Annotated in this window: 17 protein-coding genes and 1 tRNA gene; 3 read left to right on the top strand and 15 right to left on the bottom strand. The window is 52.7% G+C overall.

From position 1 onward, the window contains the following. Positions 1-3 precede the first annotated feature (3 nt). Together HEQ60_RS01240 and HEQ60_RS10560 are read right to left on the bottom strand one after the other, a co-directional pair. Positions 4-492, bottom strand: coding sequence for a bactofilin family protein (locus tag HEQ60_RS01240; protein ID WP_168068691.1), 489 nt, complete (start codon positions 490-492; stop codon positions 4-6). After that, positions 476-1768 (bottom strand): peptidoglycan DD-metalloendopeptidase family protein, encoded by a 1293-nt coding sequence (locus HEQ60_RS10560; protein WP_168068689.1) that lies wholly within the window; start codon positions 1766-1768, stop codon positions 476-478. Before HEQ60_RS10560 ends, HEQ60_RS01240 begins: the two co-directional genes overlap by 17 nt. Before the next feature lie 211 nt (positions 1769-1979). Here HEQ60_RS10560 and HEQ60_RS01230 point away from each other — a divergent pair, with 211 nt between their 5' ends. Further along, positions 1980-2501 (top strand): phosphatidylglycerophosphatase A, encoded by a 522-nt coding sequence (locus HEQ60_RS01230; protein ID WP_168068687.1) that lies wholly within the window; start codon positions 1980-1982, stop codon positions 2499-2501. A 14-nt stretch (positions 2502-2515) separates the two neighbouring features. Next, positions 2516-3007, top strand: a complete 492-nt coding sequence (locus HEQ60_RS01225; RefSeq protein WP_168068685.1) for a CinA family protein — start codon at positions 2516-2518, stop codon at positions 3005-3007. 114 nt (positions 3008-3121) lie between these two features. On the opposite strand, the gene HEQ60_RS01220 is transcribed toward HEQ60_RS01225, so the two are convergent. The 12 genes from HEQ60_RS01220 to HEQ60_RS01165 all read right to left on the bottom strand — a co-directional run bounded on the left by HEQ60_RS01220 (position 3122) and on the right by HEQ60_RS01165 (position 17416). Beyond that, positions 3122-3574 carry a type II toxin-antitoxin system RatA family toxin gene (locus tag HEQ60_RS01220; RefSeq protein ID WP_168068683.1) on the bottom strand — a complete coding sequence of 151 codons (453 nt, stop codon included), beginning with the start codon at positions 3572-3574 and terminating at the stop codon, positions 3122-3124. A 3-nt stretch (positions 3575-3577) separates the two neighbouring features. Next, positions 3578-4525 carry a lipoyl synthase gene (gene lipA, locus HEQ60_RS01215; protein ID WP_245183683.1) on the bottom strand — a complete coding sequence of 316 codons (948 nt, stop codon included), beginning with the start codon at positions 4523-4525 and terminating at the stop codon, positions 3578-3580. 56 nt (positions 4526-4581) lie between these two features. Further along, on the bottom strand, positions 4582-5982 hold the full coding sequence (lpdA, locus tag HEQ60_RS01210; RefSeq protein WP_168068679.1) for a dihydrolipoyl dehydrogenase: 1401 nt from the start codon (positions 5980-5982) through the stop codon (positions 4582-4584). 32 nt (positions 5983-6014) lie between these two features. Further along, positions 6015-7298 (bottom strand): pyruvate dehydrogenase complex dihydrolipoamide acetyltransferase, encoded by a 1284-nt coding sequence (locus HEQ60_RS01205; protein ID WP_168068677.1) that lies wholly within the window; start codon positions 7296-7298, stop codon positions 6015-6017. Between the two features lie 21 nt (positions 7299-7319). Further along, on the bottom strand, positions 7320-8750 hold the full coding sequence (locus tag HEQ60_RS01200; protein ID WP_168068675.1) for a pyruvate dehydrogenase complex E1 component subunit beta: 1431 nt from the start codon (positions 8748-8750) through the stop codon (positions 7320-7322). A gap of 21 nt (positions 8751-8771) precedes the next feature. Further along, a complete protein-coding gene (gene pdhA / locus HEQ60_RS01195; RefSeq protein ID WP_168068673.1) occupies positions 8772-9776 on the bottom strand; it encodes a pyruvate dehydrogenase (acetyl-transferring) E1 component subunit alpha in 1005 nt (334 codons plus the stop codon). 471 nt (positions 9777-10247) lie between these two features. Continuing rightward, positions 10248-11516 carry an ATP-dependent Clp protease ATP-binding subunit ClpX gene (gene clpX, locus HEQ60_RS01190; RefSeq protein WP_168068671.1) on the bottom strand — a complete coding sequence of 423 codons (1269 nt, stop codon included), beginning with the start codon at positions 11514-11516 and terminating at the stop codon, positions 10248-10250. Positions 11517-11795: 279 nt separating this feature from the next. After that, positions 11796-12446, bottom strand: a complete 651-nt coding sequence (gene clpP, locus HEQ60_RS01185) for an ATP-dependent Clp endopeptidase proteolytic subunit ClpP (protein WP_168022506.1) — start codon at positions 12444-12446, stop codon at positions 11796-11798. 165 nt (positions 12447-12611) lie between these two features. After that, positions 12612-13997: a trigger factor gene (tig, locus tag HEQ60_RS01180; protein WP_168068669.1), complete on the bottom strand. Its 1386-nt coding sequence runs from the start codon at positions 13995-13997 to the stop codon at positions 12612-12614. A gap of 145 nt (positions 13998-14142) precedes the next feature. Further along, positions 14143-14228: transfer RNA gene (locus HEQ60_RS01175), tRNA-Leu, on the bottom strand. A 192-nt stretch (positions 14229-14420) separates the two neighbouring features. Further along, entirely contained in the window at positions 14421-15863 is a 1443-nt protein-coding gene (locus HEQ60_RS01170; RefSeq protein ID WP_168068666.1) for a malonyl-CoA decarboxylase, read from the bottom strand. A gap of 38 nt (positions 15864-15901) precedes the next feature. Beyond that, positions 15902-17416 (bottom strand): NAD(P)H-hydrate dehydratase, encoded by a 1515-nt coding sequence (locus HEQ60_RS01165; RefSeq protein ID WP_168068664.1) that lies wholly within the window; start codon positions 17414-17416, stop codon positions 15902-15904. On the opposite strand from HEQ60_RS01165, the gene HEQ60_RS01160 reads away from it, so the two are divergent. Then, complete coding sequence (locus tag HEQ60_RS01160) at positions 17363-18757, top strand: D-amino acid dehydrogenase (protein ID WP_168068661.1); 1395 nt, start codon at positions 17363-17365, stop codon at positions 18755-18757. The two genes, HEQ60_RS01165 and HEQ60_RS01160, sit on opposite strands and share 54 nt — an antisense overlap. Here the strand turns inward: HEQ60_RS01160 and HEQ60_RS01155 are convergent. Continuing rightward, entirely contained in the window at positions 18754-19236 is a 483-nt protein-coding gene (locus HEQ60_RS01155) for a flavin reductase family protein (RefSeq protein ID WP_168068659.1), read from the bottom strand. The two genes, HEQ60_RS01160 and HEQ60_RS01155, sit on opposite strands and share 4 nt — an antisense overlap. Positions 19237-19344: the final 108 nt, after the last annotated feature.

Genomic DNA, 19344 nt, shown 5'->3' with positions numbered 1-19344 from the left:
AAATCAGGCACCAACAACTGTATCCAGAACATCCTCTTCCTTGCTGACCGTAGCACTGCGACTGCTGTCCGTAAGGCGCAAGCCGGCACCGCGGGACTTGTCAGGAGCATCAAGAGCCCCACCACAGTCCGACGACATACGGCGACAATGCCCCTCCAAGAATGCCCCGGGCTCTATAGCCAAGCTTTCATGGGTTACATCACCAACCATGCGCGAGGTTGAAGCCAGAAAAACATTCCGGGCATGGATTTGCCCCATCAGCTGGCCATGCAGACGCACCGTTTCCGCCCTGACATGGCCCGATACAGTTCCGCTGACCCCAATTGTCAATGTTTGGCAGTCGATATCACCTTCAACAGCCCCGTCAATTTGCATCTCGCCCGTCCCGACAAAATTGCCCGTTACAGACAGATCGCCAGCAACAATGGAAGGTACCGAAGCGGAACCTTTCGAACGGTGATCGCCGCGAGTCTTGCTATCCTTTGAAAACATGTGCACCCGCCCTAATAAACTTCTGGGGATTGCGCGGAACATCGTTGACAAGAACTTCATAGTGCAAATGCGCACCAGTTGAGCGACCGCTGTTCCCCAACAACCCAACGACAATAGACCGGTCAACCCGGTCGCCCTTCTTCACAACGATCTTTGACAAATGGCCGTAACGTGTTTTCAAGCCATTACCATGCTCGACCTCGACCATGCGACCATAGCGCCCGCGCCAACCGGCAAACGCAACCGTGCCTTGGCCCGTTGCATAAACCGAAGACCTCCAGGGAGCACGAATATCGAGCCCTTGGTGCACAGCCTTGACACCATTGATCGGATCCGAGCGAACACCGAATGGACTGCTCAGGCTCCACTTGACTTTGACCGGGAATCCCAAGGGCAAAGTATCCACAAGGCCCTGATACGCATTCCAGCGCTCGACATGCGTGTTCAACGAGACCAGAGAATTCTTCAGCTCCTGAGTATCTGTATCAGCCGGATCGAATGGCACAAATGGGCCGCCCTGCCCACTGTTGTTACGGGGCAATGACATCAGCTTGTTGATATCAATACCTGTACCCGCCATAGCCTCATGCAGCTCTTCGGCACGATCCCCTGCGATACCTGAGAACCGGCGAAGTAAAGCAACCTGGTTTTCAGCCATTTCGGCCATACGATATTCAAGATCATCAACCCGACCACGGAGAACTTCACGCTCCGACAGGGCAAGGTCACGTTCACGTTCTGTCTGGCGGAGCTGAATCTCCACATCCTCAAGCGAGAAAACGGAAGAGGGCACATGATCGGGCAAGGAGGCCAGACTCTGTTCTACGGCACCCAACGTTTCACGCAGCAAGTCATATTCCCGACGGATATCATCAAGCTCCCGTCCCTTCTTGCCTGCTGACTTGGTAGTTTCGCCCGCAAGCTGAACAGCACGGCCGTGGCTCCGGTCAAGACCAGCGGCAACATCCATAAGCTGCCGCCTCTGATCAGCAATCTCGTCGAGCAAGGCATGATGGGCGGCCTTGGAATACTGTATCTCCTGGTAACGCTGTTCCAGCTCATCGCTATAGACGCGCACACCCCACGTCGCATAAACAGACCACCCTAGAGCAGCAACAGACAGAAAGACAGAGGCTGCCTGACATGCTGTCGTCAACCGAAACGAGCGCAACGAGCGCCCTTCCTGGCATAAGACAAGGCGGCGCTCGGGAAACACGCGCTCCACCGCACGCAACAGCTTTGTCTGCTTGTACTTTCTTGGATCGTAGAGCGACATGGCCTTCCTGAGCAAGATGGGTCTGGTATAAAAACTCTACGTATACTGTAGAAAAAATTCAGCAGATGGTACCTTCACCTCATAACCACCACGAAAAGAACCTTTCCCGCATAATGAAAGCTACATTTGGTTGCCGCCATAACGCAAGAAAAACAGTTACATTATCTCTGTCTTTACCTGATACGGCAAAAATATGGACCTGCCTCTCTCCATGAAACAAGAGCCCACAACCGAAGAACAGCACCAGACGCGCAAACCCTGCTGCCTTGTCTTGATAGTTGCTACGTGGTTTGGTAGCGGCTTGTCGCCTGTCATGCCGGGAACAGTGGGTTCCATGGCCGCACTCCCATTTGCCGTAATCCTGATGTGGCCATGGGGACCAGAGATTGGTCGCTGGTTACTGTTTGGCGCTGCATCAGGTCTTTTTCTTGCTGGCTGGTACTATAGCAATGTTTATATGCGTGCAACGTCGCAACATGATCCAAAAGAGGTTGTTGTTGACGAGGTTGTAGGGCAATGGCTTGTCCTGTGCGCTGTACCGGCAACCCCAATTAATTGGCTTCTGGCTTTTATCCTTTTTAGAATCGCGGATATTGTGAAACCCTTCCCTGTTTCTTACATCGACAGGCATCTCAAAGGGGGCTTGGGTGTCATGCTGGATGACATTGCAGCGTCTCTATACGCCATCATTGTCGCACTGCTCTGCCTGAACTACGAGATCATCATAAAGTGAAAAGGGTATAATGCATGTTCTCAGATCAAATGATAGCCGAGGCAGAACGTACACTGGGCATGTGTCGTGATAAAGATGTCCGATTGGTTACCGCTGAATCCTGCACAGGCGGACTGATTGCAGCGTGCCTCACCGCCATTCCGGGAAGCTCTGATATTCTTGAGGCGGGCTTTGTGGCCTATGCCAACGTAGCAAAGGAAACAATGCTGGGAGTGCCTCCTTCATTGATCAGGATCAAGGGAGCCGTCAGCGAAGAGGTTGCCTTGGCAATGGCACGAGGCGCACTCCGGGCTTCATCAGCAGATCTGGCCGTTGCCGTAACGGGTATCGCCGGCCCTGGCGGCGGAAGCCCGGATAAACCTGTCGGGCTGGTCCACATCGCTGTTACAACAAGCTTGGGGGGCATAGCGCATAGCGCAGACATCATCAAGGGAACACGCCACGAGGTCAGGGAAGAAACAGTTCTTCGCGCACTCGGGCTTATAAGAACAACTATAAGTCAATAGATCATATTTTATTGAAATGCATTTCATCAATGACAAAATGAATAAATCTATTGCAAGGTAAGAAAGCACAAAGAAAACGGATAAAAATCATGTTACCGCAATGAGATAGAAAATCTATCGCTGAGAATCTTCTAACCCATAAAGAACTTCAGCACGTGCTTCAAACGCGGAAACCATCTTTGCAACAGCCTCACCAAAAAGAAAACCTATGATCTTTTGCAGGAGGGGAGAGCGAAACTCGAAATCGACATAAAAATCGATCCAAGTTCCATGATCATCTGGATCTTCGATAAAAATCCAATGCGTGTTCATATGCTTGAAGGGCCCCTCCGAGTAGGAAACATCCACACGATCTGGTGATGTTAGCTCAACTCTGGATGTGAACCGCTCCTTTACCATCTTGAAGCCAATAACCAAGTCCGCCCAGAATACATCTCCTTCCCGCCTGTTAATTCTGGCAGCAAGGCACCAAGGCAAGAACTCGGGGTACCGCTCGACATCCGCGACCAAGGCAAAGAGCTGCTCTTTTGTATACGGCAGCTTTCTCTTTTCAGCATGCGTCGGCATGTCTCAGCCACTGTCTTTCGCAGAACAAGGCAACGGCGCGGCTGCACGGAGTTGCTCATCCCTGGCACGCCGCAGGGCATAAAAGTCACGATCTGCATGATATGAAGAGCGCGTGAGCGGAGAAGAAGCAACCAGCAAAAAGCCTTTTGCACGTCCCATACGGGCGTAATCCTCAAACTCGTCGGGAGGAACAAAGCGTTCCACCTTCGCATGGCGAGGCGTTGGCTGAAGATACTGTCCAATGGTCATAAAATCAACATCAGCAGCACGCAGATCATCCATGAGGTTCAGAACTTCCTGCCGATCCTCACCAAGACCAACCATAATGCCTGATTTTGTGAAAATAGACGGATCAAGCTCCTTGACGCGAGCCAGAAGCTGCAAAGACCCAAAGTAACGTGCACCGGGCCTTATGGCATTATACAACCGTGGAACCGTTTCAAGGTTGTGGTTGAAAACATCCGGCCTAGCCTCAACAACGACCTCCAAAGCACCCTGCTTGTGACGAAAGTCGGGTGTTAATACCTCAATTGTGGAAAATGGTGCCGCATCACGAATAGCACGAATAACCTTGGCAAAATGGGCCGCACCACCGTCTTCCAGGTCATCACGGTCAACCGAGGTAATCACAACATGGTTCAGGCCCATGCTTGCAACAGCGTCCGCAACATTCTGCGGCTCGTTGGGATCAAGCCGGTTTGGCTTGCCCGTTTTTACATTACAGAAGCGGCATGCACGCGTGCAGATTTCACCCATGATCATCATGGTCGCGTGCTTCTTTTTCCAGCACTCCCCTATATTGGGGCACGCTGCTTCCTCACACACAGTAACCAGAGACTTGGATCGCATAAGCGCACGGGTTTCTTCAAACTCCTGTGACGTTGGAGCTTTGACACGAATCCAGTCCGGCTTACGCAAAGGAGCTACTTCCTTGTCGTGAAAAGATTCCATTGTGCTCATGCGATCCTCGTTTGTTCACGGATTACCGTGAATACAGCATCAAGCTATCAGAAGTGAATAGCCCGACCCCATGCATCCAGAACAGATTCATGCATCATCTCGGAAAGAGTCGGATGCGGGAATACAGTATGCATCAAGTCTGCTTCTGTCGTTTCCAGCGTTTTGGCAATACCAAAGCCTTGGATCATCTCTGTCACCTCGGCCCCGATCATGTGAGCACCCAACAACTCACCCGTTTTGGCGTCAAATACTGTTTTGACAAGCCCTTCCGGCTCTCCCATGGCGATCGCTTTGCCGTTACCAACAAACGGGAACCGACCAATCTTGACCGCGTGACCGGCTTCTTTTGCCTTGGCTTCGGTAAGACCGACAGAGGCGACCTGAGGATGGCAATAGGTGCACCCAGGTATCGTGGAGCGATTGATGGGATGTACATCTTTCACGCCGGCAATCTTCTCGACACACACGATGCCTTCATGGCTGGCCTTGTGCGCAAGCCACGGCCCGGGAGTGATATCGCCAATCGCATAGACGCCAGCCTCACCTGTCCGGCACCATTCATCAACTTGGACGATACCACGCTCAACCTTCACAGCCGTCCCTTCCAGCCCAATATTTTCGATATTGGCCTGAATACCGACGGCAAGAATCACGCGGTCCACCACAAGATTTTGGCTCTTACCATCTTTCTCGACAGTCACAACCGCATTCGTTGCCGAAGTCTTGATGCCCTTTACTGAAGCCTTGGTCATGATCTTCATGCCCTGTTTCTCAAGGGACTTCTGGAGAAGCCCTGATATTTCAGCGTCTTCAGCCGGAACGATTCGGTCCATCACCTCGACAACAGTAACATCGGCACCAAAAGCATTGAAGAAACTAGCAAATTCAATGCCGATAGCACCAGACCCAACCACCAGAAGAGACTTGGGCATTGTATCAGGGACCAAGGCATTCTTGTAGGTCCACACAATCTTGCCATCAGGCTCGATGCCCGGCAACGTACGCGCTCTGGCTCCTGTTGCCAGGATAATATGAGGAGCGGACAAGCTTGCGATAACCTTGCCGTTGCTTTCAACGGAAACCTTGCCTTTTCCAGCAAGACGGCCAAAACCATCAAAAACTTGGACCTTGTTTTTCTTGAGCAAATGTTTAACGCCAGAGGAAAGCTGGGAGGCAACCCCTCTCGATCGCTTCACAATTGCCTGCAGGTCAAACGTGGCCCCTTGCACCGCAAGGCCATATTCCTTAGCGTGCTGGAAAGTACGATAAACATCAGCAGACCGCAAAAGCGCTTTGGTAGGGATACAGCCCCAGTTCAGACAAATACCACCTAGATGTTCACGCTCGACAACAGCTGTTTTCAAGCCCAGCTGGGCAGCCCTGATGGCCGCCACATAACCGCCGGGACCACCCCCGACAACCACAACGTCAAAGGACGTATCGGACATTACATTTCTCCGTTTCGGTCAGATCAGGGCAATCACAGCATAAGCTGGACAGGGTCTTCCAGCAGCGGCTTCAAAGCCGCGAGGAACTGGGCCCCAACCGCTCCATCAACAGACCGGTGATCAACAGACAGGGTCACGGTCATCATCGTTCGCACGGCAACAGCCCCGTCACGAACAACAACGCGTTCTTCACCCGCGCCAACAGCCAAGATGCAGCTTTGTGGCGGGTTGATAATGGCAGAGAATGACTTGATGCCATACATCCCCAAATTGGAAATGCTGAATCCGCCACCCTGGAATTCTTCAGGGCGCAGCTTGCCATCCCTTGCCTTCTTCGCAAGAGCCTTCATCTCCGTAGAGATTGTTGCCAATCCCTTACGGTCTGCATTGCGGATAACCGGTGTAATAAGACCGCCATCTGTCGCCACCGCGACGGAGATATCAATCTCATCGAACCTCAGAATGGCTTCATCAGTCCACATGGCATTGGCAGCAGGCACTTTCTTGAGAGCCAGTGCACATGCCTTGATGACAAAGTCATTGACAGACAGCTTGTGCCCAGCGTCAGGAACACTGTTAAGCTGCTTGCGCAGAGCCATCAGGGCATCCAGCTCCACATCAACGGTCAGGTAAAAATGAGGAACTGTCTGCTTGGCTTCCGAAAGACGTCTGGCGATAGTCTTGCGAACACCGGTATTGGGTTCAGCCTTATAAGGCTGCCATGGCATGGGCTGCAACTGCGGAGGCGAAGATACTTTGGGGGCTACAGGAGCAGAAGAAGCAGAAGAAGCAGAAGCCATGCGTGCTGTCACGCCGGATGCCAAAGCTTCCTGAATATCATGGCGCACAATGCGACCACGTGGACCACTTCCCTTAAGTACGGAAAGGTCCAAACCGGCATCTTTTGCCAAACGGCGCGCCAAGGGGCTTGCGAATACACGCGTAGCCCCACCAGACGCAGAAGCCGACCGAAACACTGGAACTAAAGATGACGCAGCAGCAGGAGCAGTGACCTTTGCTTCAACCTTGGGCGAAGAAGCCGTCATCAGTGCATCAAGAGCGGCATGATCGTCACCTTCTTCCAGCAAAAGAGCGATTGGCTCATTCACCGCAACGCCCTGCGTGCCCGCAGGAATCAAGACACGCGCCAGAATACCTTCGTCGACAGCCTCAAATTCCATCGTCGCTTTGTCTGTTTCAATTTCAGCAATAACATCACCGGCTGAAATTGCATCACCTTCTTTTTTCAGCCACTTGGCCAGCGTGCCTTCCGTCATGGTCGGAGACAGGGCCGGCATCAGAATCTTTTGAGCCATAACAATATTCCCCTCACCGAATCAGGACTTGTAGCAAACAGACTTGGCCATATCGACAATCTGGGCAATGTCCGGCAACGCCAGCTTCTCCAGATTTGCCGCATATGGCATCGGCACATCGGCACCAGTTACACGGCGAACGGGAGCATCCAGCCAATCAAACGCCAGCTCAGTCACAACAGCCGAAATTTCCGACCCTATACCAGCGACGGGCCAGCCCTCTTCGACAGATACAATCCGATTGGTTTTCTTGACCGATTCCAGGATCGTAGCAACATCAAGAGGACGGATAGACCTCAAATTGATCACTTCCGCCGAAATTCCCTGCGCGGCAAGAACGTCGGCAGCTTCCAGCGCGACACCAACCATTTTGGAATAGGCTGTCAGCGTGACGTCTGTACCAACCCGCTCAACCTTGGCCTTCCCGATCGGAATGACGAAATCCGGATCATCGGGAACATCAAAAGACTGCCCGTAAAGAATCTCATTCTCCAGGAACACAACGGGGTTAGGGTCACGAATGGCAGCCTTGAGAAGACCCTTTGCATCAGCAGCAGACCATGGCGCTACCACCTTCAATCCCGGTACATGGGCATACCAAGACGCATAGCATTGGGAGTGCTGGGCACCAACGCGGGCCGCAGCACCGTTAGGACCACGAAACACAATGGGGCACCCAAGCTGACCGCCGGCCATGTACAAGGTCTTCGCCGCAGAATTGATGATGTGGTCAATCGCCTGCATGGAAAAGTTGAACGTCATGAACTCGACAATTGGACGCAAGCCCTTGAAAGCTGCACCCGTTGCAAGCCCGGCAAAGCCCATCTCCGTAATAGGGGTATCAATAACCCGGCGGGGACCAAATTCATCCAGAAGCCCCTGGGATACCTTGTATGCACCCTGATACTGGGCAACTTCCTCACCCATCAGGAATACATTGTCATCACGACGCATTTCTTCGGCCATAGCATCGCGTAGAGCTTCACGGACCGTCTGACGGATAAAACGTCCGGAAGTCTTCTCGCTTGCCATTGGCTGAGAATAAGCCGTGGTTGTCGGCACAGCCGGCTCAAAACCCTCACCATCACTGGACGAACCAGCTACCTGAACAGGACGAGGTGCAGATACGACCTGAGACGGTGAGGGGGCCTCTGCCACACGGGCTGTAACCTGTGGTGCCTGGCTTACCTGAACCGTATCGGCGCTTTCGCCCTCTTCAAGCAAAAGGGCGATCGGCGTGTTCACCGCAACACCTTCCGTTCCCTCGGGAATAAGAATCTTGCCCAGAATTCCTTCATCAGCAGACTCAAATTCCATGGTTGCCTTGTCCGTTTCGATCTCGGCAATCACATCGCCAGACGCAACAACATCCCCTTCCTTCTTGAGCCACTTTGCCAGCTTTCCCTCTGTCATTGTCGGTGACAGGGCGGGCATCAGAACGGTAATCGACATAATAGAACTTCCTCCGCTCGCTCAGGCACCAACCAGAATATCGGTATACAACTCCGAAGGATCCGGCTCGGGGCTGCTTTGCGAGAACTCCGCCGCCTCGGTAACGATCTGCTTGACCTCCCGGTCAAGTTCTTTCAAGCCCGCCTCATCAATGGCACCCATTTCAAGAAGCTGAACCTTGAGCAAGTCGATAGGGTCACGCTCGGTACGCATTTTGGTCACTTCGTCTTTACTACGGTATTTCCCCGGATCCGACATGGAGTGACCACGGTAACGATACGTCTTGGCTTCAAGGATATAAGGTCCCTTGCCCGAACGTGCATGACCTGCGGCACGCAGGGCGGCATCACGTACCTCAAGAACATCCATGCCATCAACAGCCTCACCCGGTATGCCATAGGCATAACCACGCTGAAACAACTCGGTCGAGGCAGAGGCACGTTCGACGCTCGTGCCCATACCATACTTGTTGTTCTCAATGACATAGACTACAGGCAGCTTCCACAAAGCGGCCATATTGAAGCTTTCATATACCTGACCTTGGTTGACAGCCCCATCGCCCATGTAGGCAAAGTTCACACCATTGTCGCCCTTGTACTGGTGAGCAAAGGCGAGACCTGTCCCGATGGGGATCTGGGCACCAACGATACCGTGACCACCGTAGAACCCCTTTTCTTCGGAGAACATGTGCATTGAACCGCCCTTGCCCCGGGAATATCCCCCTTCACGGCCAGTCAGCTCTGCCATTACTCCGCGCGCATCCATGCCACACGCCAACATATGACCATGATCACGATAACTGGTTACAACCGTATCAACTCCTTCAATCGCTGCGGCCTGCATGCCAACAACAACAGCCTCCTGGCCGATGTAAAGATGACAGAAGCCGCCGATCAAACCCATGCCATACAACTGGCCGGCCTTCTCTTCAAAGCGGCGTATCAAAAGCATGTCGCGATAGTAGGTCTTCAACTGAGTATGGTCTGGCGCATCGGAGCGCAGTTTACGGCGAGATGTGGATGCCATGATCCCTCCGGATTTGGGGGCAAACGAGACGCGGTCCCGACAAAAAGCGCGACGAGCCGTGTCTCTGCACCGGCTGCCGGGAACCTCTGTTTATTTCCGGCAAAGGTATCCAAAGATCACGGAGTTGCAAGCACGAATCCACAACCAACCCCCTGTTTTGCAACGCACAATGAGATTTAAACCATTTAATGGTTAATCATTTGTGTAGAATATATATCACGACCGATTACCTAGAACCGCCGGAATTTTATATCGTATTGTTACGGCGAAACGAACTTATTATCTGATAAAAACATTCCTATAATAACAATACGATAGCTGCATCAGAGCAGAAGAGACTAACCCCACCCAAAAAATTGTAATCAAGTACCCCTGCCGATTGGCATCAAGTGCCCGTCCGGACACAAAAAAAGCCGGGGAGCATCATACTCCCCGGCCAGAAAAGTAGGACTGCAAAGAAGGGACGAATCCTCAGGCGCTGCCTAATTCTTCGGAACGAGGCCTCTCGGAATAAATGACCAAGGGTTTGGCTCTCAACTCAGCAGCTTCTTTGTTGACCACGACCTCCTCAATACCTTCATTCCCAGGAAGATCAAACATCGTATCAAGCAGAATGCCTTCCATGATCGAACGCAAACCACGCGCACCGGTCTTCCGAGCAATTGCCTTCTGCGCAATCGTAGAAAGAGCATCTTCCTGGAATGTCAGATGGGCATTTTCCATCTCAAAGAGCTTCTGGTACTGCTTGACCAGCGCGTTCTTTGGCTCTGTCAGAATCTGGATCAAGGCAGCCTCATCCAGATCATCCAGCGTGGCAATCACCGGCAAACGCCCGACAAACTCGGGTATAAGGCCGTACTTCAGCAAATCTTCTGGCTCAATCTCACGCAAAAGCTCGCCGGTTTTTCTCTGCTCGGGATCGCGGACATCAGCACCGAAACCAATCGATGTTCCCTTGCCTCTCTGGCTGATAATACGATCCAGACCAGCAAAAGCACCGCCGCAGATAAAGAGTATGTTTGTTGTATCAACCTGCAAAAATTCTTGCTGGGGGTGCTTGCGACCACCCTGAGGAGGTACTGATGCAACGGTGCCTTCCATAATCTTCAGCAGGGCCTGCTGAACACCTTCACCGGAAACATCACGGGTTATTGATGGATTATCAGACTTGCGACTGATCTTGTCGATTTCATCAATGTAAACAATGCCCCTCTGCGCGCGCTCGACATTATAGTCAGCTGCTTGCAACAGCTTGAGGATAATATTCTCCACATCCTCCCCAACATACCCGGCTTCTGTCAGCGTTGTGGCATCGGCCATAGTAAAGGGAACGTCAAGAATACGAGCCAACGTCTGCGCCAGAAGGGTCTTTCCACAACCGGTCGGTCCAATCAGCAAAATATTGGACTTGGCAATTTCAATATCATTGCCTTTTCCAATAACCGACAGCCTCTTGTAGTGATTATGCACAGCAACAGACAAGACGCGCTTTGCGTGCGATTGCCCTATGACATAATCATCCAGAACCTTCATGATGTCACGTGGTGAAGGAACGCCGTCACGGGTCTTCACCATATGAGTTTTGTGCTCCTCACGGATAATATCCATGCAAAGCTCAATACACTCATCACAAATGAAAACGGTTGGACCGGCAATAAGCTTGCGTACTTCGTGCTGGCTTTTCCCGCAGAACGAGCAGTACAAGGTATTTTTTGAATCGCCGCCCGGGGACTTGCTCATTGTATCTCCACTCCATGCGGCAAGAAGCGCCGGATCGGGAAGCGACCCTGATCTCACCGCGAAGACTATACTCGGCCAACAGGCCCTTGCTCCAAGCTCTTATGTTAGCCGTTACAGCAAGGCACGCACAATCTCAAAATGCCTGCTACCCGAAAAACCAACAGCTTGGGAATGACGAAACCCCTCACCCGAGAAACAGACAAGGAACCCCGGTTGTTCCGATATAATATGCATACCGGAACAACCGGGGAAACTCAAAACCGATCTGCAACAAACGCCTCAGTCACCAGGTTTCGATCCTGTATCAACAGATTTTGGGCGTTCCTGCACAACCTCATCAATCAGCCCAAACTCCTTAGCTTCCTCCGCCGGCATAAACTTGTCACGCTCCATCGCCTGCTCAATTTCCTCAATTGGCTTGCCGGTATGCTTTGCGTACATGCTATTCAGGCGAGAGCGAAGACTCAGGATTTCCCTAGCATGAATTTCTATATCTGTGGCCTGCCCCTGAAATCCGCCCGATGGCTGGTGTATCATGATCCTTGAATTTGGCAGCGAGAACCGCTTGCCCTTTGCACCTGCCGTCAATAACAGCGACCCCATAGAAGCGGCCTGACCGATACACAGCGTGGCCACATCACAACGGATGTACTGCATGGTGTCGTACATGGCCAGACCCGACGTCACCACACCACCAGGTGAGTTGATATAAAAAGCAATATCCTTGGAGGGATTCTCAGACTCAAGAAACAAAAGCTGCGCACAAACCAAACTGGATACAACATCGTTGACCGGCCCGGTCAGAAAGATAATGCGCTCTTTCAGCAAGCGGGAATAAATATCGTAGCTGCGCTCTCCACGGTTGGTCTGCTCGACAACCATCGGCACCAGCGTGTTCATATAAACGTCAAAAGGATCCCGCTCGCGCATCATGCTATTCTTCCTCATTACACGGAAACACCTGCCGGTGGTTACTGTAGGCTACTGACTGGACAATGAAAAGTCCTGTTATACGGCAGAGGGCAGCAGACAACCAATTAAAAAGGCGCCCGGTCCAGACAGGGCGCCTTCTCTTGGTAATAAACCCAGATCTACTTACTCAGCAGCAGCGCCGGACTTCTTGGATGCCTTCTTTTTTGCCACTTTCTTTGGGGCCGGAGAATCTTCTCCGGTCTCCATCAGCTCAGCGGGTGACATTTTCTGATCTGTGCATGTAACCTTGCCAAGAATAAGGTCAACGACCTTGTCCTCATAAATGGGAGCCCTCAGCTGATCCAGTGCCTGCTTATTGCTCTGGAAGTACTGGAAAACAGCACGTTCCTGACCGGGATAGCGCATGGCCTCACGCATCACGGCATGGTTAAGATCTTCCTGGGTAACCTGAACCTCGTTACGACGCCCAGTATCAGCCAGCAAAAGCCCCAAACGGACGCGACGCTCGGCTATCGCGGTATATTCGGCCCGCAGATCATCTTCAGACTTGCCCTTATCTTCTTCTTCTAGGGCATCGTTCTTCATCGCAGCCTCAATTTCGGGCCAGATCCCTGAAAATTCAGCATTGATCATGCCCTGAGGGACTGGAAAGCTGACCATCTCGGACAGCTTGTCCAGAAGCTCACGCTTCATGCGTCCGCGCGCCAAATTGTCGTAATCCGACCGGATCTGCTCACGCACAGCATTACGCAAGGCGACCATGTCATCAAACCCGGCAGACTTCGCAAACGTATCGTCAAGCTCGGGCACCTTGGCCTGCTTTAGAGCCTTCACGTTAACATCAAACGCAGCCTCTTTACCGGCAAGGTCCTTGGCATGATAGGATTCAGGGAAGGTTACGGTCACCGTAACGCTGTCACCGGGCTTGGCACCGACAAGCTGCTCTTCAAAGCCGGGGATGAAAGATCCCGATCCCAACTCCAGGTCATAAGACTCACCCTTGCCGCCGGGGAACTCTTCGCCATCAATACGTCCGACGAAGTCAATTTCAAGGATATTGCCGGTTTCAGCCTTACGCGCTTCCTCGACAACCTCACTCACCTTGCGGCTTTGCGCAATACGGACCAAGGCTTCCTCAACTTCGGAATCGTCGAATTCAACAACAGGCTTGACCAGCTGAACGACCGCAAAGTCTGTCTCACCGATTTCAGGGAGAGCCTCGAACTCCATGGTGAACTCAAGATCCTTGCCCTCATCGAAGGACACAACCTCAATCTTGGGCTGCGCTGCCGGGGTCAGCTTCTTTTGCTCCAAGGTCGAACGCACACCGCCCTGGACGGCATCTTCCAGAACTTCGCCCATAATAGAGGCTGCATAGCGCTTACGAACAATGGACATCGGCACTTTCCCCGGACGAAAGCCGGCGATAGAAACCCGGGTTGCAACCTCTTTGAGGCGGCTTTCAACCTTGTTGCCGATGTCTCCGGCCGGAACGACAATCTTGAAAGCATGCTTCAGACCGTCAGCATTCGTTTGAGTAACCTGCATGGAATATCCCGAAGTTCTTGGGTACCGAACGGACCGCGACAATCTTGGCCCTGCTTCCCCTTATGACAAACCGAAAACCCTGTTTTACCGGGGTCCTGTCCTGGCCCGGATATACAGGCACAGCGACAATCCTCTCGGATAATTATGGTGCGGGCGGAGGGACTTGAACCCCCACGACACAAGGCCACCGGAACCTAAATCCGGCGCGTATACCAATTTCGCCACGCCCGCCAGCGCTGCCACACCTTGATCTACAGCCAAGCGCAACTTTATGGCCAAAAAGCAGTTTTTGCCACTGCCTGAACCACGCAGAACACTGGCTGCCGACCAAGATCGGCTGCACGAAGCCACACACATAGACAATTCAAGATACAAATGGCAACAAAAGAATGCATGAACAGCCGATTCAGGGGGCAAACAGCCCTACCCCTTCAACCACCCTTTAAGAGCTGAAGACAGGGCTGCAGTCCCCCGGGAGCTATAGCCCTCGTGATTTTTCTCGATATCCTGTAACCGGTAAAGGTAGTTGACCATAAGACCGGCAGACTGCCTGATACCCCGCTCGGAGCGGTCCCCCATCCAGTTCAAGCGTTCAATACGGGCACCATTGCTCAGATGGAAATGCGCCACAGGATCAATGGCTACAGGAACATTCCCCTTCTCGGGAAAACGGCGGGCAGAAACCAAATAAATCGTGGCAAGACGCAAAAGAATGGGACGCATAACATCAGCTGTGTCCTTGTCGCTTTGCCACAGCTCAGCAGACAGAAGACGGCCGAACAAGCCCAGTGCAGGAGGGCGGGCTCCATTCCCCTTGCGTCGAACCAAGGCCGTAACAGCCTTGATTTCAGCAGGAAGAAGAAGGTCATCGCCGTCTTTCTCCACCTGCTGCTCCAACCAGATTCGAAAACCGGGAAGAGGCGAAAGCGTGGCAAAAGCCTTGAGGGAAGGAAACTCGGCCGACAGAGTTGATACAACCTTCTTGATCAGAAAATTCCCGAAACTGATACCGGAAAGCCCTTTCTGGGCGTTGGAAATAGAATAGAAGACCGCCGTATCAGCCAAGGCCGGGTCACCCACCGGAGCATTAACATCAAGCAGATCATGAACATTATCTGCTATCCCATTGAGAAGTGCGACCTGAACAAAAATCAGGGGTTCATCTGGCATCCTAGGATGAAAAAAACCGTACAATCTACGGTCGGAGTCCAGACGATTCTTCAAATCATTCCAGCTTCTGATTTCATGAACCGCTTCATAGGAAATAATTTTCTCAAGGACTGCCGCTGGGCTGGAGTCCCATGTAATGCGGCGCAATTCCAGAAAACCTATATCGAACCAGCCTGTCAGAATTTCCATCAGGTCACGCTCGAGACCGTCAAGCTCGGGATGCCCGGAGCGGAACTTGAGCAGCTCAGCCCTCATATCAACAAGAAACTTCACACCATCAGGCAATATATTGAATTGCTTTAATAAATTTATCCTCGGGGGCTGCAGCGCCTGATAGACATAAAAGGCAGCCTGCTCACGTTCAGCATCATCGGCAGCTTCAAGTTCTGCAATAGCTCTGTCAACGACATGACGATCAGGGCTGAACTCTGTTGCCATAAGGGTGAGAAAACGTCGCCGCCCCAACTCACTCAAGCCAAGATACACATGCCCCAAGGCCGCAGCACGGGTACGGGCTGAAACATCCCCACCACGCGCATCCAGACACGCCTGCATCTGCTCGCGCAGGTGTAAGAGCTGCTCATCCGGTAGATCCGGATCGAGATGAGCCAGCGCTCCCCCTCCTTGGGGAGCAACAAATTCCCGCCACAGGGTACCCAAACGATCCAGCAAACCAGGAACCTGATGCCGCGCCATTATTCATCTCCTCCGGGGCAGACCCCGGGTACATCGGGTCACGTCAATTGTGCAAGAATATGCGGAAAGGCCAAAGAAATATCCTCTGCTACCATTCCCTTTCCAAGATGACGCCCTGCCTCGGCATGCAGCCATACCCCGGCGCATGCGGCGGAAAATCCGTCCATACCACCGGCAAGGTTGGCTGCGATAATACCGGCAAGAACATCACCACTTCCAGCCGTCGCCAACCATGGAACCGCATGCGTTGTGACCGCAGCCATACCGTCCGGGGCTGCAATAATGGTGTCGGCTCCCTTCAGCACCATAAAGACTCCCAAATCTCTGGCAGCCTGACGCGCTTTCACCAGACGGGGTAAAGTCCCCATTTCTGGAAATAAACGCCCGAATTCACCTTCATGAGGCGTCATGACAATGGGCGCAGCAGCCGTACGCACGATTGCGCGCAGCTCATCGAATCGTCCCGCGAAAGTATTGATGGCATCCGCATCGAGAACAATGGCCAGTCGCCGGGATACACTGTCTCTGATCATCTCTGGCAACAATGGGACAAGACCCAATCCGGGCCCAATAACAACCGCATTGGCACGAATATTCTGTGGTAAGGTCAGAAATCCACCTTTATCATCCTGAGGAACGACGATAAGCCCTGGATCAAGGGCACACAGGGAAGCAGTATCCCGTGGGGCCACAACTGTGACAAGGCCCGCCCCTGCCCGACGGGCAGCCATGGCGGCCAAACGGGCGGCCCCGCTCATGTGCACACCGGAAAAAACAATCACGTGACCACGGGAATATTTGTGGTCTCTCCAGTTCGGGACAGGCAAAGACCACAGACGGGGATCATTGACAAAGGTTCGGGGCGAAATACGCTCCAGTACCGAAGCTGGTATACCAATATCAGCAACCGTCAAACGACCGATATAATCTCTTCCTGGATACAGCACATGCCCCGGCTTGGGGCGGAAGAATGTAATGGTTGCCACGCAAACAGGCGCGGGACCCTGAAGAGAGCCATCATACCCATTGAGACCGGACGGAATATCTACCGCTAGGCAGGGAATCGAATCCTTGTTGATTTTGGCGACAACAGCCGCGGAATCCCCATCCAGGGGACGATCCAGACCTGCCCCGAACAAGGCATCCACAACCATGGCAGCCCTGTCCACGCTACGCGGGGATAGTTGCTCAACAGGGCCTTTCCAGCGCTGTGCGTTAATCACGGCATCACCCTTCAGGGCATCGAGCTTACAGGACAAGGCCACACGGACAGGCCAACCACGCTGCGCCAGCATGCGAGCCACAACAAAGCCGTCGCCGCCATTGTTGCCAGGACCACACAGCACCACAATTCGCTTTTTCCGGCCACACAGGCGAACAACCTCGCGGGCAACCAAAAAACCAGCCGCTTCCATCAGATACAAGGATGAAACTCCGGCTTCCACGGCCAAACGATCAGCCTCTCTCATCTCCATTGGATTCAGCAGGGCTGCTTCCAAATGGCTGGAAGAAAGGGAAAACGACACCACAGAGCCCTCCTCTGCTTCATCCATGTCCGATCCCCCCTTTTCTTCCGCCCACTACCTTTCTATAAAGCCGGGAGAAGGGTCACGGCTACAGGAGAGTTTTCCGTGAAGATCCTCGTTCTGGGTGCCGGCGTGGTTGGAACCTGTACAGCCTGGTGGCTTTCACAGGATGGGCACGAAGTTCATGTACTGGACCGACAGCCAGCCGTTGCGCGGGAAACCAGCTTTGCCAACGGCGGACAGGTTTCAGTCAGCCATGCAACGCCGTGGGCTTCATTCCATACCCTGCGCAAGGCGGTTGGCTGGCTGGGAAACAAGGATGCTCCGCTTGTCATGCCCTTGCTACGCTATGATCCCGCCTTGTGGCGATGGATCCTGCGATTTCTTGCCAATTGTCCCAGACAAGCCGTTGAAATAAATACACTTAGAACCGTGCATCTTGCCCTTTACAGTCGAGAAACTCTCAAGCAAATGCGCGAAAGCCTTTCGCTTGAATACTCTTGCCTTTCCAAAGGGATATTGCATATTTTTCGCAATCAACATGAATATGATTTCCAGTGCCGCTCTGCGGACATCATGACATCGGCAGGTTTGCCACAGCGTGTTGTCAATAGAAATGAACTGACAGACATTGAGCCTGCCCTGACCGCCAAGGCCCATGAACTGGTCGGCGGAATCTACAGCCCGGATGATGAAAGCGGCGACGCCCGCGCCTTCACGGAAGCCTTGGCCAAAAAAGCGCAACAAAACGGTGTAACCTTCCATACTGGGGTTCAGATTGATCACCTCTTGTATGACGGAACAGCCATTGGCGGGGTTTCGACAAACATGGGAACCTACAAGGCCGATACCGTCGTGATTGCCCTTGGCAGTTATAGCCCAAGGCTACTCACCTCCTTAGGAATTCATCTGCCTGTATACCCAGCCAAGGGTTATTCCATCACGGTTCCCTTGGCTGATAACGCCCCGGGTGCACCCGCTGTTTCCGTAACCGATGATGAAAACAAAATGGTTTTCTCACGCTTGGGGAATCGGTTGCGCGCGGCAGGAACGGCCCAAATGACCGGATGGGATACCAAGCTGGACCAAAAGCGGGCTGATGTCATTCGCAAACACGCGATATCCTTGTTTCCAGATGCAGGAAACTACGCAGCCAGCGAAATCTGGTGCGGCCTACGCCCAAAAACGCCGGACTCCGTGCCATACATATGCAAGACGCCCTACCGTGGCCTCTTTCTCAATACGGGCCACGGCACGCTGGGATGGACCATGTCAGCTGGATCAGGACGCCTGATGGCAGATCTTGTATCCGGACGAACACCAGACATTGATCCCATCGGTTATGGGCTGGAAAAGCGTGTGTACTAGACGGCATCCCCTATCCGGCTGTAATCACCACGGAAATAGAGAAGGGGGAGCTTTGCATCATCGCTTTCAAGGTGTTCGACCTGACCAATTATAACCTTGTGGTCCCCACCATCAACAACCTGAACAACCTTACACTCCAGGCACGCCACACAGCCTTCAAGGAGAGGTATGCCCGTTACACCACGGCGCTGCGCAATACCCTGCCACTTGTCACCACTGCGGCGCGCAAAGGCAACCGAAACAGCTTTCTGATCCTGTGCGAGAATGTTCACGCCAAAGTGACCATCCAGGAACGCATCGAGGCAGGATGTCTTTTTGTCCAAGCAGAATAATACAAGAGGAGGCGACAACGAAAGCGAACTAAAGGCGCTGATCGTGACGCCTGTGGCAGCACCATCTTTCCCCGAGGTGGTCATGACTGTCACACCGGTTGGGAAGCACCCAAGAGTCTTACGAAAGTTATGATCATCAAGCAGCATAAACCCTCACCTGTCTGGCCTGTTTCAGGCGGTACACACCAGTGTGCCCCAGTACTACGAAATTGTATAACCTACAAACAAGGATTTTCCCGCATGACATGACCGGAC

It is taken from the genome of Haematospirillum sp. H1815 (assembly GCF_012102705.1).
GTDB lineage: Bacteria > Pseudomonadota > Alphaproteobacteria > Rhodospirillales > Rhodospirillaceae > Haematospirillum.
Note: the sequence above shows the minus strand (reverse complement) of the source record. Positions and strands in the feature narration are given on the sequence as shown.